Source organism: Sulfitobacter sp. SBS6 (genome assembly GCF_048285585.1).
GTDB classification, from domain to species: domain Bacteria; phylum Pseudomonadota; class Alphaproteobacteria; order Rhodobacterales; family Rhodobacteraceae; genus Sulfitobacter; species Sulfitobacter pontiacus.
The window spans coordinates 912,789-936,992 of the sequence record NZ_JBLWBA010000005.1; the positions used below are offsets into that span (position 1 = coordinate 912,789).

Genomic DNA, 24,204 nt, shown 5'->3' on the forward strand with positions numbered 1-24,204 from the left:
ATACGATCATGTAAATCGTATACGATTTTTTTCGCGTAGGTCCGCATTGAGTTCTTCGGACCCCTTCTAGACTAGAGCGCGTTCGGCGGGGACTCTCCACGGAAGAACGCGTCAAGATTATCCAGTGCCTTGAACCCCATCGCATCGCGGGTCTGCACCGTGGCGCTGCCCACATGGGGCATCATCATCACGTTGTCATAAGACGCGAAGGCCGGATTGCCCCCCGGTTCGGTGACAAAGCAATCCAGCCCCGCCGCCCCGATATGCCCCGCATCCAGAGCGTCGACCAAAGCGGCCTCGTCGATCAAATTGCCGCGGGCCGTGTTGACCAGCACCGCCCCTTTGGGCAGCTGCGCCAAACGGTCGGCGTTCATCAGCCTGACCGTCTCGGGCGTCGCGGGGCAATGGAGCGACAGGAAGTCGGACACGGCCAGCAGGCTTTCCAGCGTCTCGTGATAGATCGCGCCCGCTTCATCCTCGGGCGACAGACGGCTGCGGTTGTGATAGTGGATCTCCATATCAAAGCCGCGCGCCTTGCGGGCAAAGGCACGACCCACACCGCCCATCCCCACGATCCCCAGCCGCGCACCGGTCATCTGTTTGCCCACCAGAAAGGCCGGCGACCAGAAATCCCATGTGCCGGACCGCACAGTCCGGTCCCCCGCGACCGCATTGCGCGCAGCCCCCAGCATCAGCATCATCGCCAGCTCTGCCGTGGCATCCGACAGCACATCGGGCGTGTTGGTGACGACGATCCCCTTGCCGCGCAGTGCGTCCAGATCGCAATGGTCCACCCCGACCGAATGGTTCGCGACGATTTTCAGCCGCGGGTCGAGCTGCGCCACGACATCTGCGCTGAAATGTTCGGAGTGGCACGGGATGATCCCGTCGACGGATGCGCTCATCCTGATGATATCCTCGGCGCTGCCGGGGGTGTCGGCGGCATCCCAGATCACCTCGTAGTCGCGGCGGGCGCGTTCCAGCGTGGCATTCGACAGGGTGCGGGTGATCCAGATCACGGGCTTGGACATCGGCTAGTCTTTCTTGTTGCGACTGGAGGTGAACAGATCAAAGGCGATGAACGCCAGCGTGATCGCCACGATGATCACCAGATCGGGGCTGGGCACCTTGACCGCCAGTATCAGCAGAAAGGTGGTGATGGTCGCAAACGCCACAAGTGCGAGAAGTCGGTTCATGTCAGATATCCTTTATGCAGAGGCACCGGCGGCCCAGTCGGTCAGCCATTGTGCCGTGCGCAGCAACCGCGCGTCATTGTGGCGTGCGCCGACCAGCTGGACGCCCATGGGCAGCCCTTCGGTCGAGGTGAAAAGCGGCAGGTTGATGCAGGGCGTGCCGCAGAAGGTCCACAGCCCGTTGAACACCGGATCGCCCGTGGTTTCCAACCCTTTGGGGGCCGGACCGGGGGCCGAGGGGCACAGGATCACATCGCAGCGGGTGAACATCTCGTCCAGCGCGGCGTTCAGCACCTTGGGCATGTCGCGGGCAGACAGGTAATCGCGGGCAGGCACGGCGTTGCCTTGCTCTATCGCGTCGCGGGTGATCGGCCCCAGCTTGTCCGCGCCCCGGTGCCAATAGGGGTAGTAGTGATAGGACATCTCGGCCAGATTGATCAGCTTGCGCTGGTCTGCTGCCGTGTCGAACACCGTTGGCAACGGAAGCTCGAACGCCTGATCGCCAAGCGCGTCCAGCAGCTCGGCAAAGGCGTCATGCAGCTGCGGCTCCGCATCCTCCCATCCCGGCGGGCGGATGAAGCCGAACACGGGCGGCAGCGGCGGGGCCGAGGTCGCCGCCGCATGCAAGGCGGGCGCGGCGCAAAGCGTGGTCGCGCTGTCTTCGTCATCCTGCCCGAAAAGCACCTCGGCCAGCAGCGCGGCCCCTGCGGGATCGCTGGCAAAGACCCCGATCGTATCAAGCGAGGGCGATTGCGTCAGCACCCCCCGCCGCGGGATCGCGCCGAAGGTGGGTTTATATCCGGTCACCCCGCAGAAGGACGCCGGACGGATCACCGACCCGCCGGTCTGGGTGCCGATGGCAAGCGGCACCATCCCGTCCGCCACCGCCGCGGCAGAGCCTTGCGACGATCCGCCGGGCGTATGCGCCAGATTATGCGGGTTCGCGGTCTTGCCGGGCTGCATGAAGGCAAGCTCGGTCGTGACCGTCTTACCCATCAGGATCGCCCCTTCCTTGCGCAGCCTCTCAACCACAAAAGCGTCGCGCAGGGGCACGCGCCCAGCATCCTGAACGCAGCCGTTTTCCGTGGGAATGCGTTGGGTGTCGATCACGTCCTTCAGCGCGACCGGCAACCCGTGAAGCCGCCCCAAGGGACGCCCTGCCCGGCGATGCGCATCCAGCGTGCGGGCCTGTGCGCGCGCGAATTCGGGATCGAACCACGCCCATGCACCCACCTGCGGCTCGCGCGCCTCGATCCGTTTGATATAGCTGTCGACCAGCGCCAGCGCATCCAGCGCGCCGGACGCCAGCCTGTCACGCAGTAGTGTCACGCTGGGGGTGCCGTCCACCCCGTGACCCGTCATCCGATTACCGTCCATAAAACAGATCCGGCAAATAGAAGACGATCTGCGGGAAGACATACATCAGCACCATCGACAGGATCACGCAGAAGAGGAACGGCATGACCCCCTTGAAGATCTGCGTCAGCAGGAGCGACGGCGGCGCGATGCCCTTGAGGTAATAGGCCGACATCGCCATCGGCGGGGTCAGGAAACTGGTCTGCAGGTTCAGCGCCACGAGGATACCGAAGAACAGCGGATCAATCTCGAAAACCGCGAGCAGCGGCAGGAAGATCGGCACGAAGATGATGATGATCTCGGACCATTCCAGCGGCCAGCCCAGCAGGAAGATGATGAGCTGCGCCATGATCAAGAACTGGATCGGCGACAGGTTCATGGATTGCACGAACTCCGAGATCACATGCTCCCCCCCGAGGTAGGAGAACACGGCAGAGAAGGTGTAGGAGCCGACGAACAGCCAGCAGACCATCGCCGTGGTGCGCACGGTGAGATAGACGCTTTCACGCAAACGCTGCCATGTCATCGCGCGGTAGATGAAGGCAAGGAAGATACCGCCCAATGCACCGATGGACGCCGCCTCTGTCGGGGTGGCGAGACCGAAAAGGATCGACCCGAGCACCGCAAAGATCAGGAAAGCCAGTGGCACGAAAGAGGTGATGATCATCATCACCAGCTTGCCCATCGGCATATCCGGCACCTCATCCGCCGTAGGCTTTGGCGCCGACGATGGCTGCAGCAAAGACCGCCCGATGATATAGACCAGATACAGCCCCACCAGCGTCAGACCCGGCAGCAGCGCCGCCGCATAAAGGCGCACGATCGACACGTTGGTTGCCGCCGCATAGACGATCAGCATGATCGACGGCGGGATCAGGATGCCCAGGGTGCCGCCCGCACAGATGATGCCCGCCGCAAAGGACGGGTCATAGCGCGCTTTCAACATCGCCGGCAGCGCCAACAGGCCCATCAAGGTCACAACCGCGCCCACGATCCCTGTCGCCGTGGCAAACAGCGCGCAGGTGATCAGCGCCGCCACCCCCATTGAACCGGGGACATTCTTGGACGCGATGTTCAGCGTGGTGAACAAACGGTCAACGATGTTGGAGCGTTCGACGATATAGCCCATGAACAGGAACAAGGGCACAGCCGTCAGCACCTCGTTCGACATCACGGTAAAGGTCTGGTTCACGAAGAGGTCAAATATTCGGTTGTTATAAAATCCCTCTATCCAACTCGACCATTGTTCCCATTGTCCGGCGGTTTCATCCAGCCGGTCAAAACCGCGCCACATGCGGCGCGCATCGAAATAGGCGTAGTAGCCAAAACCGATGCCCATGGCCATCAGGGTAAAGGCGATCGGGAAGCCCAGAAAAACAAAGATGATGAACAGCCCAAGCATCATCAGGGCGATTTGCGGATCGGTCATGTGATATGGTCTTTCTCGGCCATGTTGGCCTTCTGGATCAAAAGGTCTTCGGTCTCGAAAACGTCTTCGTCCGCTTCAAGCCAGTAATTGTCCCGGATCGCGATAATGCAGCGGCATACCTGCGCGATCCCCTGGATAAACAGCAATATGCCCGCCGCCACGATCACCGCTTTGAACTGGTAGATCGGCACACCCGCGGGACTGTTGACGGAGACCTCTCCGTATTGCCAGGACCGCGCGGCGTATTTCCAGCCGGACAGGATCAGGGCCAGCACACCGGGAAAAAAGAAGACGATATACAGCACGATATCGATTTTGCCCTGGGTCTTGGGTTGCAGCAGCCGGTACAGGAAATCGCCCCGCACATGCCCGCCACGCGACAGCGTATAGGCCCCGCCCATCATGAACAGCGTGCCGTACATGATAAAGGAAACGTCCAGCGCCCAGGCCGTCGGGCTGTTAAGCACATAGCGTACGAAAACCTCGTAGCCCGTGCCGATGGACATCAGCAGGATAAGCCACGCGAATGACTTGCCAAACCATGCCGACAGGCTGTCGGCGAACCGTATAAATGAAATCATGATGTCCCCATGCCTCGTCTGAAACCCCGGCACACAAAGGTGCCGGGGTTCTGTACTTTACCTGTCAGCGGGATCAGAGCTTGATCTTGCCAGGGAAGTAATGCTCGTACGCCAGACCATAGTCGGGCGAGTTCATCAGCTCGTAATACGACACACGGCTGACCCACTCGCGCTGGCTGTCGAGGGTCTTTTTCATGAACGGATCGGCTTCCAGCTCGGGGATCAGTTCGTCCCATGCCTTCAGCTGTGCGTCCAGAATCTCTTTCGAGGTGCGACGCACGGTGACCCCTGCTTCATCCTGCAAGAACTGAAGATCCGCAGAATAGCGGTTCATCGCCTTGGCTGTGTTCGCGGTAGAGGCCGCTTCGACAGCATATTTCAGGATCGCCTGCAGGTCCGGGTCCAGATCCTCAAGGAAGGTCCGCGAGAACAGGAACTCGAAGCTTTCCGACGCCTGGTGATAGGACGACAGATAGTAGTTCTTGGCCACGTCCTGCGCGCCGAAGTCCTTGTCCGACGAGGGGTTGTTGAACTCGAAAGCGTCGATCACGCCACGCTCCATCGCAGGCACGATTTCGCCGCCCGGCAGCTGAGCGACGGACATGCCCAGCTTGGCCATCAGATCGGCCGCCAGACCCACGGTGCGATATTTGAACCCTTGCAGATCCTCGACCGAATTCACCTCTTCCTTGAACCAGCCAAAGGGCTGCGCAAACATCGGGAAACCCATGTAGCCAACCACGTCGAGGCCCATGATGTCCTGTGTCAGCTCGTTATACAGCTCTTGGCCGCCGCCTTCGTAGAACCACGACAGCATCGTCGTTGCGGACCCGCCGAAAACCGGACCGGTGCCGAACAACGACGCGGCCTTGTTCTTGCCGTACCAATAGACAGGCACCGAATGCGCGGCATCGATCAAGCCGTCATTCACAGCGTCCAGCACCTGGAACGCCGCAACAACCGCGCCCGCAGGCAGCACATCGACCTTGACGCGCCCGCCCGACATTTCTTCGACGCGGGTGGCATAGTCGCGTGCGAAGTCCTGCCAGATGTTGGCATCATTCCATGACGTTTGCATTTTGATAACCAATGGCGCTTGCGCCAGAACCGCCGGAGCCGCCAGCATGCTGCCAGCCGCAGCCCCGCCAGCGACGGCCGATTTGGTCAAAAACGAACGTCGATTAATACTATTATTAGTCTTCATTTTGTTCTCCTCCCAGAGCGACTGCACGGCCCTTTTTCAAGTTCCCTACCGGCAATCGTGTCCCGACCTTACCGCCTTGACTGATTTAATCAAGAATTCTGATCATTGCTCTCCGCGTGGCTTGCCTGTAGGAAAAAAAGTTACGTTATAACATAACGAATCACTTCCTTACCGACCTGAATGGAGCCCATGATGACCCGCATCCACACCGCATTTCTTTCCGCTCTGGCCGCGACCTCTCTTGCCGCCACAGCCCTGCCCGCCCTTGCGGATCACGCCAAAGACAAGGCGCATGACCACGAAGCCCACGATCATGATCATGATCATGATCATGACCACGGCGACGACGACATCTACAAAGGCTACTTCGACGATGCGCAGATCAAACCGCGCCCGCTGGCCGATTGGGAGGGCGACTGGCAGTCCGTCTACCCGCTGTTGCAAAGCGGTGATCTGGACGCGGTGATGGCGCATAAGGCGGCCAAGGGTGACAAAACCGCCGAGGAATACAAAGCCTATTACACCACCGGCTATGCCACCGATGTCGACCGGATCGTATTCTCGGGCGATACCGCAACCTTCTACACGGGCGAGACATCGGTGCAGGGGCGGTATGAAAGCGACGGCTTCGAGGTGTTGACCTATGAAAAGGGCAATCGCGGTGTGCGCTATATCTTTGAAAAGATCAGCGGTGACGCCGAAGCTCCGATGTTCTTCCAGTTCAGCGACCACAAGATCGCGCCCGCCAAGGCAGATCACTATCACCTATATTGGGGGGATGATCGCGCGGCCCTGCTGAAAGAGGTCACCAACTGGCCGACATATTACCCCGCGGCCCTCAGCCCCGCTGACATCTCTGCCGAGATGCAGGCGCACTGATATCCTGCGCCGCTGCCTGCCTTGACGGTGGCGGCGCACCCCTTGCTTCCAGCGACAAAAGTACCATGCCGAAAACCACCCTTCGCCAGCCCAACTGCCGCAGCAGCCTTGCCGCACGCCGCCGCACGCAGGACCCGATGGCCGCCTATGACCGCTTGCCGCCGGAACTGCGCGGCTGGCTGGCCCAAGCGGCATTGCCTTGGTCCGCACGCTCTGCGCTGCGGGCGTGGCATCGCGCCTTGCAGCGGTTCAGTGGCGATACGGATGCCGCAAAACAGCACCTATCGCGCTGTGAGCGCAACACGCTGACCCGCGACCGTCTGCATATGCCGGACGCCCCTGCCACATGCGCAGGTGTTCGCCCCCTCTGATCCGCTGATCTGGCCTTTGGCCCGCGCCGCCCTACCTGAGCTGACAGAATGATACGGGATGCCGCCGCTTGGTGGTGCCCGTGATCGACCCTTGATGTGATAGGAAAGCCATGTGCCGCGTTCTCGCCTATATCGGGCCTGAAATCCCGCTTGAAAGCCTGCTGATCAAGCCGGAAAACAGTCTGATCAACCAAAGCCTTGACCCCGAGCTGCACCCGAACCTGCAACTGGCCGGTTGGGGCTTCGGATTATGGAGCGCGCATCTGCTGAAGCCCGAGGAACCGCTGCTGTATCACCGCCCCATGGCCGCGTTCCACGATGACAACGCCCCCGGCATCATCCCCAGCCTACAGACCAGCACCATGCTCGCCCATGTCCGCGCTGCGGCCTATGATGCACGCAATGTGCTGGCGGACGAGAACTGCCACCCGTTCTCGTTCAAGGGCACCCCGTGGATCATCGCGCAGAACGGAGCCCTACCCCATTGGCGGCTGCTGCAGCGCGAATTGCTGCCCCTGTGCAAAGACGATTTCCTGCGGCAGATGAAAGGCACGACGGACACGGAATTCTTCTACGTACTGCTGCTGTCCCTGCTGGAGGGCGATAGCGATGACGCCGTGCAGTCGGCGTTCGAGAAGCTGCTTGATGCCGTATTGCAGGCGATGCGCAAGCTAGATCTGGTCGCCCTGACCAAGTTGAAGATCGCGCTGGTGTCCACCGACCGGATCATCGGCGTGAACTATGGGGCCGGCCACAAGGGCGAAACCGCCCCCGAAGGCGACTGGAAAGAGCTGCGCAAAGCCGGCCCCGGCACCGATGACTACGCCCTGTCGATGCTGCTTGAACCGATGTACCTGTTGATGGGCGAGAATTTCGAGGACTACGCCGACAGCTACAAGGTTGATGCCAGCCCCGAGGGCGAAGCGACCTCGGCCATTTTCGCGTCGGAGCCGTTGACCGAGGATGGGTCAGACTGGCTGCACATCCGCTTCGGAGAGATGGTGAGCCTGCGTCGCGTCGGCGGCAAGATCAGCAAGACGATCACCAAGCTGGACGTATAGACTATGGCCGACCGCTACCCCGATTTCGCCACGCTCGCCGCGGCGCATGAGCAGGACCGGGACTACCGTATCACCGTGCAGGATCGCGGCACGCGCGTCGTGATCCTTGCGCCCCACGGGGGGACGATCGAACCGGAAACGGCAAGCATCGCACGGGCTGTCGCCGGGGATGATCTGTCGTTCTACCTGTTCGAGGCGCTGCGCGCCGGGGCGCATGGCGATTACCACATCACCTCGCATCGGTTTGATGAACCTCGGGCGCTGGCACTGGTGGCTGGCGCGGACACGTCGATCGCCATTCACGGGCGCAAGGATGATGGCACCGACACGGTCTGGCTGGGCGGGCGTGACGAAACCCTGCGGGATGCTGTCGGCGACGCATTGCGCGCGGCGGGCTTCGGGGCCGCGCTGAATACGGCCCTGCCCGGCGTGCATCCCAGCAACATCTGCAACCGCACCCGCAGCGGCACGGGCGTGCAGTTGGAGCTGCCCCGATCCCTGCGCCGCAACTTGGCAGAGGATGGCAGGATGATAGCGCGCTTTAGCACAGCGCTTCGGGCGGCAATTTCAGCGGCGGGCCTGGACGGCGACGCGGCTACCCGCCCAGCTTGATGCTTACCGGTCCGACCGACAGGGATTGCGGGGCCAGCGCATCGGCGTCTCGCAACCCCTTTATCAGCGCGATGGCAGAGGCCGAGGTGCCCGGCAAGAAGTGATTGCTGCCCGTGTCGGCGATGCCCGTCATATCCACCACGAAGACGCCAAGCCCTTCAAGCTGGTCCAGATCCTCTACCGATCCCAAACGCGCAGCCCCCCCTGACAAGCCCGACGACAGGCGCAGCAACCGGTCGTTCTGCGCAATCGCCACGGTAAAGGGCTGCGGCAAATGGCCAAGCGCATGGGCCTGCGCGCGGAACAGGTCCATATCGATATCGGGCGAGATCAGCGTCGTCGCAGACAAACGGTCCAGCAGGGCGCGGTCCCCGCTCAGCGCGATCTGGCGCAACATCTCCATAATCAGCAGCCCGCCCATAGAATGCCCGACCAGCGACACGCGCAGCCCGTCCTCGCGCAGCAGTCGCCGCAACAAAGTCGCCAGCGCATCGCGGGCGATCAGCACGCTGTCGCGGTCATAGGTATATTCGAACGGGTTCGCCGCTGAAGACCACGAAAAGTGGATCTGCGGCCCCTTCAATTCATAGTCCCACGCCACCTGCGCATGACGGTACGCGGCTTTGGCAAAGCCGTTGTTATAGCCATGCACAAAGACCACCGCCTCTTGCCCCGGTGTCGACGCGGCGCGGGCGGCAAAGACCAGCGCCTCCAGATCCGGCAACGTCTCTGCCCCGGTGAGGGCGAAATGGCGTGCGGGGTCGGCCCGCGATCCGCGGCTGCGTTCGATCTGCCCGACCTTGTGGTTCGGCGGGATCGAGATGGCAAGCCGCGCGAAATCCAGCGTCTTCGCCCGCCCCGCCCCATAGGCGATCGGCGCGGGATCGGCGGTGCGTGTGGTCGCAACGAGCAGCTTTTGCACGCCCGCGCCCACATCCGCCCCGGTACCTGCGCTGGCGTGGTCCGGATCAACGACAGAGAACCCGCCCTGCCCGCCACATCCGGCGACGGCACCCGCACTGGCAAGGGCGATAAAGTGGCGGCGGGTCGGTGTGCGCATCAGGGGGCCTTCCGGTCGTGTCGGGCGTATATACGCGCCGCCCTACCCTGCCCGTCAAGCCGGATGTCACGTCATGGCGGCTTTGGCCCCATGCGCCGACGGTCAGCAGGCTTGACAGCGACGGGCGCTTCTGGTCCGCCTGCGGCAGCTTTTGCAGGGCTCCGGAGGGGGCGTATTGGGCGGCAATCAACACAAAGGGCGCAGCATGGCGACACTCTTGATCCACACGGGCGGCACGATTGGCATGGCCCAGACCTCTGACGGTTTCGCCCCTCGCGACGGGGTGGTCGAAGATGCGGTCGCAGCGCTGGTGGCCAGCGGCAAGATCGCCGGAGAGGTCGAGGTGCTGCGCCTTGATCCGCTGATCGATTCCGCCCTTGCCACGGCGCAGGATTGGGCACGCATCGCGCAGACCATCCATCAGCATCGGGGCCGCTTTGACGGCTTCGTCGTGACCCACGGGACGGATACGCTGGCCTATACCGCCGCCGCCCTGTGCCTTGCGCTGCCCGGTCTGGCGCAGCCTGTGATCGTGACCGGCGCGATGCGACCGCTGACTGTGGCTGACACGGACGGCACGGCCAATCTGATCGATGCGCTTGCCGCAGCGCGTACGGCACCGGCGGGGGTCTGGGTGCAATTCGGCGGCAAACGGCTGCATGGCGGGCGGGTGCGCAAGGCCCATTCGCAGGCGCTGGACGCCTTTACCGCCGCGCCAACCGACAGGGAACCGCGTGTCACCGCACCCGACCCGCAGCTCAGCCCCCTGCGCCCCCACGATGTTGCCCTTCTGACCGTCACCCCCGGTTTCAGCGCCGCCCTGCTGGATCATGCGGCGACCACCTGCGACGGGATCGTTCTGCGCTGCTTTGGCGCGGGCACGGTCCCCGACAGCCCCGCCCTGCGTGCCGCCTTGCGCAAAGCGCAGGACAAGGGCGTTCCCGTGGTGGCCGTCAGCCAATGCGCCGAGGGCGGCATGCAGATCGGCACCTATGCCGCGGGCAAGGCGCTGCGCGACAGCGGGGTGGTCGACGGCGGCCAGATGACAGCCGAGGCAGCCTTCGTCAAAATCCACCTCGCGCTGAGCTGCTTTGCGCAGTTTGACGCGCAACACGCCTATCTGGCTGCGGATCAATGCGGAGAAATGGCCGATTAACGCGCGAAGGGCTAACCCGCGAGAGTTGAATTGCGAAATAACCTGTATAAGGATCAACGCACTAGACGTCGCACAGGGGCTGCGTGCTTCGCGCTGCGTCATTCGGCTTTACGCTTTGGCCAAGAACACCGTAAAACGCGGCAAAACAAAGGGACATGTATATGGAATTTCTACAAACGCTCTTCGGCTGGATCGGAGACTTCACCTGGGGATGGTCGCTGATCCCGATCCTCGTCATTTTCGGTATCTTCATCACCATTGCCACCGGTTTTGTGCAGATCGAATACTTTGGCCGCATGTTCCGCGTGCTGTCGAACAAGAACAACGCGGATGATTCCAACCAGATTTCAGCGCGCGAAGCCTTGCTGGTGTCGGTCGGTGGACGTGTCGGTGGCGGCAACATCGCGGGCGTCGCGGTTGCGATCACCCTTGGCGGGCCGGGTGCGGTCTTCTGGATGTGGGCCATCGCGTTGGTCGGGATGGCCACCAGCCTTGTCGAATGTTCACTGGCACAGCTCTTCAAACGCAAAGTCGGAGAGCACAGCTACCGCGGCGGTCCGGCAGCGGCCATCATCCACGGGTTGGGCAAGGAATACCGCTGGCTGGCAGTGATCTATGCGATCTGCCTGATTGCGGCCTTCGGTCTGGGCTTCAACGCGTTCCAAGGCAACACGGTTGCAGGTTCGATGCAGGACAGCTTTGGCATTGACCGTCTGTGGACCGGTATCGCGCTGGCGGCCATCTCGGGCTTTATCATCTTTGGCGGCATCCACCGTATTGCCAAAGTGTCGGACGTTGTCGTGCCGATCATGGCCATCGGCTATCTGGCAATGGCGCTGATCGTGATCCTGCTCAACATCACCAGCCTGCCCGGCGTGATCTATGACATCGTGACCAATGCCTTCGGCCTACAAGAAGCCGTTGGTGGCGGTATGGGTGCTGCGGTTGCGCAGGGCCTGCGGCGCGGTCTGTTCTCGAACGAGGCGGGTCTGGGCTCTGCCCCGAACGTCGCGGCCACCGCCGAGGTACGTCACCCCATCAGCCAAGGCATCACGCAGTCGTTTTCGGTCTTTATCGACACGATCATCATCTGCTCGTGCACGGCTTTCGTGATCCTGCTGGGCGACGTCTATGTCCCCGGTGCCGAAGGCATCGACGGCGTGGCGCTGACACAGCAAAGCATGGTGTCGCATCTGGGCACATGGGTGCAGTATTTCCTGAGCGGCGCGATCCTGCTCTTCTCGTTCTCGTCGATCATCTACAACTACTATCTGGGTGAAAACGCGATGACGGTACTGACCAAGAGCCCCTTGGGTATTCTGGGTCTGCGGATCGCGATCATCGCGATTGTCTTCCTGGGTGCGACAGCACCGGCGGCGACGGCGGTGTTCTTCTTCTCGGATCCGATGATGGGTATCCTGGCGCTGGTCAACTTGCTGGCGATCATGATGCTCTTCCCCGTGGCCATGCGCCTGCTGCGCGACTTCCGTCGTCAGCTGAAGGCAGGCGTCGAGCGCCCCGTGCTGAACCCGGACGATTATGCCGATCTGGATATCGACCGCGACGCATGGAAGCTCCCGGCAGAGTGATCCGGACGCATCTTACCTGAATTCGAGACGGGCCGTAGCATCTGCTGCGGCCCGTTTCTTTTGCCCCCCGACGCAGCGTTCTGAAACTCGGCAATGGTCAATACCGTCTGCGCTGTCCCATAGTCGGCGCAAAGACATGCAACCAATCGGGGAGGAACGGCACATGGCTGAATTCGATATCATCATCTACGGCGCGACAGGGTTTACGGGGCGGCTGGTCGCGGAATACATCCACGCGACCTATCCGGACCGTCCTTGGGCGATGGCAGGGCGCAGCGCGTCCAAGCTGGCGCAGGTGCGCGACGAGATGGGCCTGCCCGCCGACACCCCCCTGATCGAGGCCGATGCCTCTGACCCGGCCTCGCTTGACGCGATGGTCGCGCGGGCGCGGGTTATCATCACCACGGTCGGCCCCTATCTGCTGTATGGCGAGCCGCTGGTCGCGGCCTGTGTCAAGGCGGGCACCGATTACGTCGACCTGTCGGGTGAGCCGCCCTTCATGTGGGACATGATCGAAAAGTACAACGATGCCGCCAAGGCCAGCGGAGCCCGGATCGTACACTCCTGCGGCTTTGACAGCATCCCCTTCGATATGGGCGTCTATTTCCTGCAGCAAGAGGCACAAAAACGCTTTGGCGCGCCGCTGAAAGACGTCAAAGGACGCGTGCGCGGGATGAAGGGCACGTTCTCGGGCGGGACGGCGGCGTCGGGTAAAGAGACGATGAAGCTGGCCATGGGCGATCCCGATGTCATGAAACGTCTGGTCTCGTCCTTCGCGCTGACACCGGGGTTTGAGGGGCCGACACAGCCTTACGGCAACAAACCCTACGAAGACCCCGATTTAGGCATCTGGGTCGCCCCCTTCGTGATGGCGTCGATCAATACCAAGAACGTGCATCGTTCCAATATGCTGATGGGCCACCCCTACGGCACGGATTTCACCTATGAAGAGATGATGTTCACCGGCAAGGGCGAAAAAGGCGAGGCGATCGCCAAGAGCATCGCCAAGTCCAACCCGATGGGCGACGATGATATCAAACCCGGCGAAGGCCCGTCGAAAGAAGAACGCGACAACGGCAGCTATGACCTGATGTTCACCGGCACCTCCGCTGACAAAGAGCGGCTGACCGTTGGCGTCAAGGGCGACCGCGATCCGGGCTATGGCTCCACCTCCAAAATGCTGACCGAAGCGGCGCTTTGTCTGATCGAGGAAGCCGCCGACACCCCCGGCGGCGTGCTGACAGCGGCCCCTGCCTTTGGTGGTGCGATCATTGACCGGCTCATAGCCAATGCGGGGCTGACGTTTCAGGTAGAGAGCTAAGCAACACCCCCTCGCGGTGTTCACCACTGCGGGGGATGCGACCTCGGCGCGGGCCAAAGCGGCTGACATAAATCGCGCGGCGTAGCCTCTTGCACCTGTCCGAGGGATCGGCAACCCTACGCTGTGCGCCACTACTTCGGCGCGAACTCTGGGGAGGAGATCACCGATGAAAAAACTATTTACACTTCTGGGCATCGCCCTGCTGGCCTTGCTTGCCTATCTTGCGTTCTGGCCCGTATCCGTCGCCCCCGTCGCGTGGGAGGCACCGCCGGATCAGGGCTACACCGGTGATTTCGCGGTCAACGACCGTTTGACCGCATTGAAGATCGTCGAGCTTGAGGGCCGCAGCGGGCCGGAGGATGCCGATATCGGCCCGGACGGGCTGGTACATGTCGCCACCCATGATGGTGAAATCCTGCGGATCGAAGAGAACGGGGACATCACCGTTTTTGCGCAGACCGGGGGCCGCCCTCTTGGGATCGAATTTGACGACAGTGGCACGCTTTACGTCGCCGACGCCTATCGTGGCCTGCTGTCGGTGGACCGCGGCGGCAAGGTGGCCCTGCTGGCCGAGACGACCACGGACGGCAGCCCGATCCTTTACGCCGATGATGTGGATATCGCCGCCGATGGGAGCGTCTATTTCTCGGATGCCTCGACCCGCTTTGGCGCGCAGGATAACGGCGGCACGCTGGCGGCGTCGGTGTTGGATCTGGTGGAGCATTCGTCGAACGGGCGCATTCTGAAATACGACCCCGCAGCGGGCGAAACGACTGTCTTTGCCGATGGTCTGAACTTTGCCAACGGGGTGGCGGTGGATGACGCGAACAGCGCGGTATTTGTGGTCGAAACCGGCAGCTACCGCGTCTGGCGCTTCCCCATGGACGGCAGCGCAGGAACGGTGGTGCTGGAGAACCTGCCGGGATTTCCAGACAATATCAACAACGCCCCCGATGGCACATTCTGGGTCGGTCTCGTCAGCCCGCGCAACCCCGTCATGGATCAACTGGCAAACAGCCCCTTCCTGCGCCGCGTGATCATGCGCCTGCCCGACGCAATGAAACCCGCGCCGCTGCGCTATGGCTTTGTCCTGCGGATGGATGCCTCGGGCAAGGTGCTGGAAACGCTTCAGGATCCGGCAGGGGACTATGCGTTGACCACGGGTGCCGTGACCCTGCCCGACGGGCGCATTGCCGTGACCTCGCTGACAGAGCCACGTCTGGGGATGCTCGACGCCGCTCCGCGCTAAGGCCTACAGACGCTGGCCCAGGGGGCGGGCCAGTGTCACGCCTGTGACACATCCCGAAGCGCCGCCGCGACCTGTTCGATCTGCGTGCTGCGCAGACCGGCGATATTGATCCGACCGGTGGCCGTGCCATAGATCGCGTGGTCATGGCGCAGGCTCTCCATCTGGTCGGGCGCGAGGGGCAGCAGGGAAAACATCCCCTGATGGTGCCGCAACGCCTGAAACGCGGGGGCCGCATCTATCGCGGCCAGCGCATCTGCCAATTGCTGCCGCAGCGATTGGACACGGGCGCGCATGCTATTGAGCTCTTCCTCCCAGATGGTGCGGGTGTCAAAGACGTGGCAGGCGACAGCGGCACCATGTTCGGGGGGCATCGAATAATTCGCGCGGGTCAATGTCTCTAGGTGGCGGCCCACATGGGCGATGGACGCCGCATCCGGCCCCAGCACCATCGCCGCCCCGATACGTTCGCAATATAGACCCATGTTCTTGGACCCGCTTGCCGCAACCATCGCCACGGGCACCGCATCGACCATCACCCGTAGCCCCGCCGCATCTTCGTCAAGCCCGCGGCCAAAGCCCTGATAGGCCATGTCGATCAACGGGATCAGCCCCCGCGCCGCGCAAAATCGGGCCAGCGCATGCCACATATCCGCATCGGGATCGATGCCCGTGGGGTTGTGGCAGCAGCCGTGCAGCAGCACCACATCCCCCGGCTTCGCCGCCGCCAGATCCGCGAGCACGCGGTCAAGATCCAGTGCGTCGCCCTTGGCCTGCCAGCGATACAACTGCAGCGTCAGCCCGGCCCCCTCGAATATCGGACGATGGTTCACATAGCCGGGGTCCGTGCTCCAGACCGTGGTGCCGGGGCGCAGGCTGGCCAGCATATCCCCCAGCACACGCAAAGCGCCTGTCCCGCCGACCGTCTGGATCACATGGCTGCGCGCGATCCGCGCGGGCGCATCGCCCAAGACCAGCCGCGCCATGCCCGCGTTGAACACCGCATTGCCCGCCAAAGCGCGGTAGGTTTTCGGCGCACTGTCCTGCGCCAAGGCGCGCTCGGCCATGCGCACCGCCTTCATATTCGGCGTGGCCCCGTTGTCATCGCGGTAGACGCCGATGACCATGTCGATCTTGTGGGCGCGCGGATCGGCGCGAAAGGCAGAGGTCAGACCCCAGATCGGGTCTTCGGGAAGGGCGGCAAGCGCGTCGAGCATCGGGGTTACTCCTTGGGGCGGTTGGCCAGCATGACGCCGGCGCAAATGATGAGAACGGCCAAAATCGTGCCAAGCGTCAGGGCCTCGTGCAGCAGCGGCACGGCAAGCACCGCCGCAATCGCAGGGGCGAGCGACCCGATCGCGGCACATTTCGCGACACCAAGGCGGGCGATGGCGATGGCATAGGTCAGGCTCGAGACAAGGCCGACGCCGACCCCTTGGGCAAGGATGAATGGCATCGCCTCGGCTAGTCGCACCTGCGGCAGGTTGCTGGGCAAGACCCCCGTGGCGAGCAGCGGCAGCAGCACCAGCGTGGACGGCAGTGCCAGCACCAGCGCGCAGCCGATCGGGTCCAACCCACTGCCCCGCAGCCCCAGCGTATAGCACCCCCAGAGCAGACTGGCCGATAGCAGCAGCGCCACGCCGGTCAAACTACCTGCCGCAAGATTGCCCGAGGCCCCGATCAGCGCCGCCACCCCCACAAGGATGATCCCCAGCGGCAGCATGACCGCGGGGCGCTGGCGGTAGATCACCCACGTCAGAACCGCCACCGACACCGGTGTCGTCCCGGCAATCAACGCCCCCACATGCGTGGCCGAGGTCTGCGCCCCGCCCATAGCCGCGAGCCAGAAGAACGGCAGCCCCGCCCCCGCCGCGATCATCAGCCAGCGATGCGCGGGCAACCGCCTTAACACAGCGATACGTTTTGGCAGGAAGGGTAAAAAGAACAGCGCCGGAATACCCGACCGGATCAGCGCCACATCGCCAAACGTCAACTGCGCCCCACTGGCGGCACGGGTGGACAGCGCGAACCCCGCCCAGACCAGCACGGTCACCGCAATCGCGAGATAGCCAACCAAGGGCCGAAGGGGGATCTGCCGCGGACCAAGTCCATGCGCGGCGGGCAGAGAGGGGGAGCTGAGCATATTCGTCCTGCGCGTTGTATTTTCGCTGTTTTACGCTGTATCCACGGGCAGATGCTTGCTAATGATTGCGCGATAGTATGAATTTGGGGCATATCCTGCCCTTAGAGGGCCAAGATGGATAGTAAAGATCGCGACATCATCAAAGCGCTGCAGCGTAACGGGCGTCTGACCAATCAGGATCTGGCGGCTCAGGTGAATCTGTCGCCCTCACCCTGTTTGCGGCGCACCCGCGCGCTTGAGGAAAAGGGCGTGATCAAGGGCTATACCGCGATTGTGGATGAACGCGCCTACGGGCTGCCCGTGACCGCGCTGGTGCGCATCCGGCTAAGCAGCCACACGGGCGACGTGGTGAAACTGTTCGAGAAGAAGGTGCACGAGACCGAACAGATCCTCGATTGCTATGTCATCACCGGCAGCGAGGATTATCTGTTGCGCGTGCTGGTCGAGGATCTGAAAAGCTACGAGGAATTCGTGCGCCACAAGCTGCACAACATCCCCGGCATCGCGTCGATTGATTCCAGCTTTGCCTATGGCGTGCTGAAGCAGTCGAATGTCTTTCCCGTGGTGACCTGAAACCCCCTACGGATCGTCGAACCGGTCGTGAACCCCTTCAAGCAGTGTATCCAGCGCGGATAGGAAATGCGCCGCCGCTTGGGGGTCGAGCTTATCCAGAAACCGCGCCTGATGCGCGTCAACCAGCACCCGCGCACGCGCCAGCAGGTCTTGCCCCGCCTCGGTCAGCGTGATCGCACGGGCGCGCCCGTCGCCTTCTGTCAGGTTCTGCACCAGCCAGCCCTTGTCGCGCATCTGCTTGAACGTCCGCGACGCCGTGGGGCGGGTGATGCCGATATTCTCGGCGATACCGGAGGGCGCGGTGATGCCTTCCAGCGCGATACTGGCCAAAACGCACCATTCCAACCGTGTCAGCCCAAGCTGCGAAAGCTCTGCATCCAGACTGGCACGCATAACCGCGGCCAGCCGCGACACGCGAAAGCCCAGCCTGTCGTGCAGACGATAGGAGGCAGTGGCTGAGGTGTTCTCGGGTCCGGTCATAAGGCATGAATACTTCATTTTTGCCGCACCGCTACTGTTTGCTTGCAAAATAGTTGATCTAGGACAACTATGGCGCCGAATTAAGAGGCAATACCCATGACCCCACGGCTGCGTTCACGCAAAAACCGCCCCATCCATATGGGTGCCTACCCGACTGAAAAGCTGCGGCGGGCGGAGGGTGTTGCAGGGCCGGTGCCGGCCTTCACCCCCTTGGGGGTGACGGGCGACGCGCGTCCGCTGGCCCAAGCGACGCGGGATCACCGCGCCATGCTGGATGCGATCCGCGAGGGTCTGGTGAACAAGGCCTTGGCCGAGATCCCCGCCGATCTGACCGAGCGAGCGCAGCACCTCAAGGCCTTTGCCCATTTCAACGATGCGACGATGGTGGGGATTTGCAAACTTGCCCCCGACCACCATCTGGCACAGCCCCTGCGCAATGCGGATGTGGCGCGGCTGGCGCAGGATTTGCAGACGCGTCAGGTCAAAACGCTCGCCTCTGGTGTGGATGCGATTATGGCCGACCTGCGCGACTCCGTCACCGCACCCGAGACGGATATCGCAGGCCATACCCATGCGCTGGTACTGCTTTTCGCGCATCCTCGCGCGGCCGAGCAGGATGAACCCGGTGCGACATGGATCGCAGGGATGGAGGATCACCGGTCGTCCCTTTTGGCCGCGGAATCGGCGGCGGTATTGTCGAATTACATCCGCCTGCTGGGGCGTCCGGCGCGCGGGCATACCATGACGGCAAGCGATGTGGACCTGAACCAGCTGGCGGTCGCGGCGGGGCTGGCGCTGCCTCAAGACGGTCAGCTGACCGCTCCTTTTGTCGGCACGCGCTTTTCGCTGGCCGCCGTCACCATAGCGATGGATCTGGCCTGTGACCGCCCTTTGGCCACGGCTGCCCTGCCCCGCACGCCGCCCGCCTATGCAACACGGCGCTTTGTCGATGGCGCGCAGCCTTTCGAAAAGCTTAAACGCGTGGACAGCCCCACGACCTATATGGACGAACCGCGCATCCCACGTCTGCCCAAACGCACCGATATGTTCAGCCGTGCGCTGTTCGGGGACATGGGCAAAAAGCTGCAAGACGGGGCCACCGGCGGGCGCTACATCCGCAAGACGCCGACCTCGATGGCGCAGCGGCGCGCGCTTGGGGCCTTTGGTCTGCTGCAAGACGGGCAAGCTGCCGAAACGCAAACCGCCCTAGCCTCGCAACAGGCGGCAGAGATGGTCAAGGCGGTTGCCTATTTCCTGGGGGCCGATGCCGTGGGCGTCAGCCGTTGTCCCGATTGGGCATGGTACAGCCATGACGCCACCGGCACCGCGATCGACCCGCCCCATGATCAGGCGATCAGCCTCGTGATCGATCAGGGGTTCGACACGATGGAGGGGGCCTCGGGCGATGACTGGATCAGCGTGGCGCAATCCATGCGCGCCTATCTGCGGTTCAGCCTTGTGGGCGGCGTGCTGGCGCGGTTGATCCGCGATCTGGGATATCCGGCCAAGGCGCATACGGTGATGGATGGCGATGTGCTGCAACCCCCGCTGCTGCTGCTGTCGGGCTTGGGCGAGGTCAGCCGCATCGGCGAAGTCATCCTCAACCCCTATCTCGGCCCGCGTCTGAAATCGGGCGCGGTGACGACCACCCTACCGATGACCCATGACAAGCCGATCGACTTCGGCCTGCAGAAATTCTGCGAAAGCTGCCAGAAATGCGCGCGGGAATGTCCCTCGGGGGCGATCACGGCGGGGCCGAAGCTGATGTTCAACGGCTACGAGATCTGGAAATCCGACAGCCAGAAATGCGCCACCTACCGGATCACGACCGAGGGCGGCGCCATGTGCGGGCGCTGCATGAAGACCTGCCCGTGGAACCTCGAGGGGATCTTGGCCGACAGCGTGTGGCGCTGGACCGCGATGAAGCTGCCCGCCACCGCACCAGCGCTGGCCAAGCTCGACGATCTGCTGGACCGTGGCGACATCAACCCCGTCAAGAAATGGTGGTGGGATCTGGAGGTGCAGGACGACGGTGGCTACCGCCCCACGGACAAGCCGGTGAACACCCGCGGTCTGCAAAAAGACCTGAAGCTGCGCGCGACGGACCAGACGCTGGCCGTCTACCCAGCGCCGCTTGCCCCGCATCCCTACCCCTACCCCGACCCGATGGACCGCGAGGCCGGCATCCGCGCCTATGGCGCGATGATCCCCGCCGCCACACACCGCGCGCGGGTCGCAAGCGGAGACACGCAGGGGCTGGTCCCTGCGCTCAAGCCCTTGGCGGATAGTCCGGTATTGCCGCTGACCGTCACCCGCGCGGATGTGTTAAGCGACGGCATCACGCGATATGAACTGCGCGATCCCGACGGGGCCGATCTGCCCCTGTGGCAGGCAGGGGCGCATCTGGATGTGGTGATCGCGCCTGAATACCTGCGCCAGTATTCCATGTGCGGCGATCCCTCGGACCGGTCGCGCTATGTCATTGCCGTCCAGCGCGAGGATCAGGGCCGCGGCGGCAGCGCCCTGATGCACCGTATCTTCACGCAGGGGCGCAAGATTTTCGCGGCGCGTCCGATCAACCATTTCCCCCTGACCGAAGACGCCCCCTTGAGCGTGTTGATGGGCGGTGGCATCGGTATCACCCCGATGATTGCTATGGCGCACCGCCTGCACCATTTGGGCCGCGACTTCGCGCTGCATTATTCAGCCCGCACCGCCGCTGATCTGGCTTTTGCGGCAGAGATCGCTGCCGCCCCTTGGGCCGCCCATGCCGTGCTGCACGTCAGCGATCAGGGCAGTCGGGCAGAGTTTGACACGATCCTGTCGGGCCACCCTGCGGGCAGTCACGCCTACGCCTGCGGCACCCCTGCCTATATGGAGGCCGCAATGACCGCCGCCGCCCGCGCGGGCTTTGCCGAGGATCAGTGTCACATCGAATATTTCGCCGTCCCCGAAGCCCCCCCGCGCGAGAACCACAGCTTTACCGTCCATCTGGCCAAGACCGGCAAAGACATCCACGTCCCCGCCGACCGCAGCCTGTCGGATATGCTGACAGAGGCAGGCGTGCCCGTGGATGTGAAATGCGCCGACGGGATCTGCGGGGTTTGCGCTTGCGGGCTGGTCGAGGGCGACGCCGATCACCGCGATTATGTGCTGTCACAGGCGCAGCGTGAAACCACGTTGATCACCTGCCAGTCGCGCGCGGCGGCAGCGGGGGGGCATCTGGTGCTGGACCTGTGAAAACCTAGCGTTCAGCACATCGGTAAAGTCAGGGCGGGTATGCGAAAACTGCGCTTGCAATACCCCCTGCCTTTCTGTCTACGGGCGCCACCGCAACCGACCGCAGGCTGGACCGATCATGACAGAACCCAACGGCGCTTCGATCACGTTCGAGAACGTGGGCAAAGCCTATTCCAAATCCGGCGGCACGACTGTCACGGCGCTTGAAGGCGTCTCTTTGGCGATGGAGCCGGGATCAATCACCGGCATCATCGGACGGTCGGGGGCTGGCAAATCGACGCTGCTGCGCATGGTCAACGGGATCGAGCGGCCTACGGCGGGTTCGGTTCTGGTGGGCGGGCAGAATGTGGGGGCTGCAAAAGGGTCCAAGCTGCGTGCGATCCGTCGCGATGTGGGGATGATCTTTCAGCACTTTAACCTGCTGGCCTCGCGCAGCGTGGCGGGCAACATTGCCTTGCCGCTGGAAATCGCCGGTGTGCCGTCCTCGCAAATCAAACCCCGCGTGGCCGACCTGATCGAACGGGTCGGACTAAGCGCGCACGCCACACGCTATCCGGCAGAGCTGTCGGGCGGGCAAAAGCAACGCGTCGGCATCGCGCGGGCACTGGCCACCGGCCCCAAAGTGCTGCTGTCGGACGAAGCGACATCCGCGCTGGACCCTGAAACGACGCAAACGGTGCTGTCGCTGCTCAAGGACATCAACCGCGAGCTGGGGCTGACCATTCTGCTGATCACCCACGAGATGGCCGTGGTCCGTGACATCGCGAGCCACGTCGCCGTGATCGACGGGGGCCGCATCGTCGAACATGGCGAGACCTACGATATCTTCACCGCGCCTCAGCATGCGACCACGCGGTCTTTCCTGTCGGGGGTGACCGGCGTCACCCTGCCCGCTTTCGTCAAGGATCGTCTGGTCCCAAACGCCCCCGCGCAGGGCGGCGAAGAGGTGATCCGCGTGACCTTTGCGGGCCAGCACGCCACCGACCCGATGCTGGCGCGGCTAACGCAGGACATGGGCATTCCGGTCAATATCCTTGCCGGTGCGGTCGAGGAAATCGGCACCCGCCCCTTCGGCAATCTGCTGGTATCGCTGCCTGTGGCCAAAGCCGCAGAGGCGCGTTCATTTTTGGAAAGCCACGGGCTTATGACGGAGGTGCTTGGCTATGTCGGCTAACCTTATCAACCTACTGATCGAGGCCACGGGCCAGACGCTTTATATGGTCGCCATTTCGGCGCTGCTGGGGACGCTGCTTGGCCTGCCCTTGGGGTTGTTTCTGGCGACCTCGCAACGTGGCGAGCTGTTGTCGGCCCCGTGGATCAACAAGGTGCTCGGGCTGGTGGTCAATGCCACGCGGTCGGTGCCGTTCATCATTCTGGTGGTCGCGATCATCCCCTTCACGCGGATGGTTGCGGGCACGTCAATCGGCACGACAGCCGCGATTGTGCCGCTGACGATTGCCACCGTGCCCTTCATCGCGCGTCTGGTGGAAAACGCGATCCGCGAGGTTGATTCCGGCCTGATCGAGGCGGCGCGCGCCATGGGCGCGACCCCGTTGCAGATCATCCGCAAGGTGCTGCTGCCCGAAGCGCTGCCAGGTATCACGCTTGGCCTTACACTCGCCATCGTGAGCCTGATCGGCTATTCCGCCATGGTCGGTGCCGTGGGCGGCGAAGGTCTGGGCGATCTGGGCATTCGCTATGGGTATCAACGGTTTATGCCCGACGTTATGGCGGTTGTCGTGATCATCCTCATCGTCTTGGTGCAGCTTGTGCAATCGATCGGCGAACGCATCGCAGCCGCTGTCGACAAACGCGCCACCAAAAGCGGCGGGCAATAGCCCTCCGCCCTTTCCTCCCAATTTCGTTTCCCAGTTAAAGGAGCATATACATGCTACGCATTGCGACCCTGACCTCTACCCTCGCGCTTATGGCGACATCGCTGATGGCCGAGCAGATCAAAGTCGGCGTTTCCCCCGGCGAGCACGCCGAGATCATGGAAGAGGTCGCCCGTGTGGCCGAACCGATGGGCCTTGAGATCGACGTTGTCGAATTCTCTGACTATGTGGTGCCGAACCAGGCGCTGGCGGATGGCGACATCGAGGCGAACTCCTTCCAGCACGTGCCTTACCTTGAGGCACAGATGAAAGACCGCGGCTTTGCGCTGGCGGTTGTGGGCAACACGATCACCACGCCGATGGGCATCTATTCGGACAAGATCACCGATATCGCCGCGCTTGAAGAAGGCGCGACCTTTGGCATCCCGAACGACCCCACCAACGGCGGGCGCGCGTTGCTGGTGCTGCAACAGCTTGGCATGATCAAGGTCGACCCCGCTGCAGGTCTGGTGCCCACCGTTCTGGACATCACCGAGAACCCCAAAGACCTGTCGTTCAAGGAACTCGACGCGGCGCAGCTGCCCCGTTCGCTGGCCGATCTTGATGCGGCGCTGATCAACACCAACTACGCCATCGCCTCGGGTCTTAGCCCCAAGGAAGATTCCATCGCGATGGAAAGCGCCGACAACCCCTATGTGAACGTGATCGTTGTACAAGAGGGCAAGGAAGACGCGCCTTGGGTCAAGACCCTGCTAGAGGCGTATCACTCGGACGAGATCAAAGCCTTCATCGACGAAAGCTACCACGGGACCGTCATCACATCGTGGTAAAATGACGCGCCGGATACCGCCAATGACAGGCGGTATCCGGTCTCT

Annotated in this window: 23 protein-coding genes; 13 read left to right on the forward strand and 10 right to left on the reverse strand. The window is 62.8% G+C overall.

Features of this window, described 5'->3' with window-relative positions; genetic code table 11:
- Window positions 1-71: 71 nt before the first annotated feature.
- From ACNQ62_RS07845 to ACNQ62_RS07870, 6 genes are all read right to left on the reverse strand, one after another.
- On the reverse strand, window positions 72-1,031 hold the full coding sequence (locus tag ACNQ62_RS07845; RefSeq protein WP_418094565.1) for a 2-hydroxyacid dehydrogenase: 960 nt from the start codon (window positions 1,029-1,031) through the stop codon (window positions 72-74).
- A 3-nt stretch (window positions 1,032-1,034) separates the two neighbouring features.
- Window positions 1,035-1,196: a hypothetical protein gene (locus ACNQ62_RS07850; RefSeq protein WP_005852160.1), complete on the reverse strand. Its 162-nt coding sequence runs from the start codon at window positions 1,194-1,196 to the stop codon at window positions 1,035-1,037.
- 12 nt (window positions 1,197-1,208) lie between these two features.
- The gene (locus tag ACNQ62_RS07855) at window positions 1,209-2,555 is read right to left on the reverse strand and encodes an amidase (RefSeq protein WP_418094709.1); all 1,347 of its coding nucleotides are present in this window, start codon (window positions 2,553-2,555) and stop codon (window positions 1,209-1,211) included.
- A gap of 4 nt (window positions 2,556-2,559) precedes the next feature.
- Window positions 2,560-3,978, reverse strand: a complete 1,419-nt coding sequence (locus ACNQ62_RS07860; protein WP_005852158.1) for a TRAP transporter large permease — start codon at window positions 3,976-3,978, stop codon at window positions 2,560-2,562.
- Window positions 3,975-4,559 (reverse strand): TRAP transporter small permease subunit, encoded by a 585-nt coding sequence (locus tag ACNQ62_RS07865; RefSeq protein WP_005852157.1) that lies wholly within the window; start codon window positions 4,557-4,559, stop codon window positions 3,975-3,977. The genes ACNQ62_RS07860 and ACNQ62_RS07865 overlap by 4 nt, the downstream gene beginning before the upstream one ends.
- Window positions 4,560-4,632: 73 nt before the next feature.
- Window positions 4,633-5,763 (reverse strand): TRAP transporter substrate-binding protein, encoded by a 1,131-nt coding sequence (locus tag ACNQ62_RS07870; protein WP_037943698.1) that lies wholly within the window; start codon window positions 5,761-5,763, stop codon window positions 4,633-4,635.
- 192 nt (window positions 5,764-5,955) lie between these two features.
- Here ACNQ62_RS07870 and ACNQ62_RS07875 point away from each other — a divergent pair, with 192 nt between their 5' ends.
- The 4 genes from ACNQ62_RS07875 to ACNQ62_RS07890 all read left to right on the forward strand — a co-directional run bounded on the left by ACNQ62_RS07875 (window position 5,956) and on the right by ACNQ62_RS07890 (window position 8,686).
- Entirely contained in the window at window positions 5,956-6,642 is a 687-nt protein-coding gene (locus ACNQ62_RS07875) for a ZinT family metal-binding protein (protein ID WP_418094566.1), read from the forward strand.
- Window positions 6,643-6,707: 65 nt separating this feature from the next.
- Window positions 6,708-7,013: a DUF6525 family protein gene (locus ACNQ62_RS07880; RefSeq protein ID WP_278424732.1), complete on the forward strand. Its 306-nt coding sequence runs from the start codon at window positions 6,708-6,710 to the stop codon at window positions 7,011-7,013.
- A gap of 110 nt (window positions 7,014-7,123) precedes the next feature.
- On the forward strand, window positions 7,124-8,074 hold the full coding sequence (locus tag ACNQ62_RS07885) for a class II glutamine amidotransferase (RefSeq protein ID WP_418094567.1): 951 nt from the start codon (window positions 7,124-7,126) through the stop codon (window positions 8,072-8,074).
- A 3-nt stretch (window positions 8,075-8,077) separates the two neighbouring features.
- The gene (locus tag ACNQ62_RS07890) at window positions 8,078-8,686 is read left to right on the forward strand and encodes a poly-gamma-glutamate hydrolase family protein (protein WP_418094568.1); all 609 of its coding nucleotides are present in this window, start codon (window positions 8,078-8,080) and stop codon (window positions 8,684-8,686) included.
- On the opposite strand, the gene ACNQ62_RS07895 is transcribed toward ACNQ62_RS07890, so the two are convergent.
- A complete protein-coding gene (locus tag ACNQ62_RS07895) occupies window positions 8,670-9,746 on the reverse strand; it encodes an alpha/beta hydrolase (RefSeq protein WP_418094569.1) in 1,077 nt (358 codons plus the stop codon). The two genes, ACNQ62_RS07890 and ACNQ62_RS07895, sit on opposite strands and share 17 nt — an antisense overlap.
- A 205-nt stretch (window positions 9,747-9,951) precedes the next feature.
- On the opposite strand from ACNQ62_RS07895, the gene ACNQ62_RS07900 reads away from it, so the two are divergent.
- The 4 genes from ACNQ62_RS07900 (at window position 9,952) to ACNQ62_RS07915 (ending at window position 15,061) form a co-directional block, all read left to right on the forward strand.
- Window positions 9,952-10,902: an asparaginase gene (locus ACNQ62_RS07900; protein WP_418094570.1), complete on the forward strand. Its 951-nt coding sequence runs from the start codon at window positions 9,952-9,954 to the stop codon at window positions 10,900-10,902.
- Between the two features lie 161 nt (window positions 10,903-11,063).
- Entirely contained in the window at window positions 11,064-12,491 is a 1,428-nt protein-coding gene (locus ACNQ62_RS07905) for an alanine/glycine:cation symporter family protein (protein WP_037943691.1), read from the forward strand.
- 163 nt (window positions 12,492-12,654) lie between these two features.
- Window positions 12,655-13,812: a saccharopine dehydrogenase family protein gene (locus tag ACNQ62_RS07910; RefSeq protein ID WP_418094571.1), complete on the forward strand. Its 1,158-nt coding sequence runs from the start codon at window positions 12,655-12,657 to the stop codon at window positions 13,810-13,812.
- 166 nt (window positions 13,813-13,978) lie between these two features.
- Entirely contained in the window at window positions 13,979-15,061 is a 1,083-nt protein-coding gene (locus tag ACNQ62_RS07915) for an SMP-30/gluconolactonase/LRE family protein (protein WP_418094572.1), read from the forward strand.
- A gap of 35 nt (window positions 15,062-15,096) precedes the next feature.
- On the opposite strand, the gene ACNQ62_RS07920 is transcribed toward ACNQ62_RS07915, so the two are convergent.
- Both ACNQ62_RS07920 and ACNQ62_RS07925 read right to left on the reverse strand, forming a co-directional pair.
- Window positions 15,097-16,275, reverse strand: a complete 1,179-nt coding sequence (locus ACNQ62_RS07920; RefSeq protein ID WP_418094573.1) for an aromatic amino acid transaminase — start codon at window positions 16,273-16,275, stop codon at window positions 15,097-15,099.
- Window positions 16,276-16,280: 5 nt separating this feature from the next.
- On the reverse strand, window positions 16,281-17,201 hold the full coding sequence (locus ACNQ62_RS07925; RefSeq protein ID WP_418094574.1) for a DMT family transporter: 921 nt from the start codon (window positions 17,199-17,201) through the stop codon (window positions 16,281-16,283).
- Window positions 17,202-17,315: 114 nt separating this feature from the next.
- Here ACNQ62_RS07925 and ACNQ62_RS07930 point away from each other — a divergent pair, with 114 nt between their 5' ends.
- Window positions 17,316-17,774, forward strand: coding sequence for an Lrp/AsnC family transcriptional regulator (locus tag ACNQ62_RS07930; protein WP_418094575.1), 459 nt, complete (start codon window positions 17,316-17,318; stop codon window positions 17,772-17,774).
- 6 nt (window positions 17,775-17,780) lie between these two features.
- Here ACNQ62_RS07930 and ACNQ62_RS07935 read toward each other — a convergent pair whose 3' ends face one another.
- On the reverse strand, window positions 17,781-18,254 hold the full coding sequence (locus tag ACNQ62_RS07935; protein WP_005852132.1) for a MarR family winged helix-turn-helix transcriptional regulator: 474 nt from the start codon (window positions 18,252-18,254) through the stop codon (window positions 17,781-17,783).
- 96 nt (window positions 18,255-18,350) lie between these two features.
- On the opposite strand from ACNQ62_RS07935, the gene ACNQ62_RS07940 reads away from it, so the two are divergent.
- The 4 genes from ACNQ62_RS07940 to ACNQ62_RS07955 all read left to right on the forward strand — a co-directional run bounded on the left by ACNQ62_RS07940 (window position 18,351) and on the right by ACNQ62_RS07955 (window position 24,159).
- Window positions 18,351-21,494: a 2Fe-2S iron-sulfur cluster-binding protein gene (locus ACNQ62_RS07940; protein ID WP_418094576.1), complete on the forward strand. Its 3,144-nt coding sequence runs from the start codon at window positions 18,351-18,353 to the stop codon at window positions 21,492-21,494.
- Window positions 21,495-21,612: 118 nt separating this feature from the next.
- Window positions 21,613-22,668, forward strand: a complete 1,056-nt coding sequence (locus tag ACNQ62_RS07945) for a methionine ABC transporter ATP-binding protein (protein ID WP_418094577.1) — start codon at window positions 21,613-21,615, stop codon at window positions 22,666-22,668.
- Window positions 22,658-23,332: a methionine ABC transporter permease gene (locus ACNQ62_RS07950; RefSeq protein WP_260005069.1), complete on the forward strand. Its 675-nt coding sequence runs from the start codon at window positions 22,658-22,660 to the stop codon at window positions 23,330-23,332. The genes ACNQ62_RS07945 and ACNQ62_RS07950 overlap by 11 nt, the downstream gene beginning before the upstream one ends.
- Before the next feature lie 50 nt (window positions 23,333-23,382).
- Window positions 23,383-24,159 carry a MetQ/NlpA family ABC transporter substrate-binding protein gene (locus tag ACNQ62_RS07955; protein ID WP_064217347.1) on the forward strand — a complete coding sequence of 259 codons (777 nt, stop codon included), beginning with the start codon at window positions 23,383-23,385 and terminating at the stop codon, window positions 24,157-24,159.
- The last annotated feature ends 45 nt before the right edge of the window (window positions 24,160-24,204 follow it).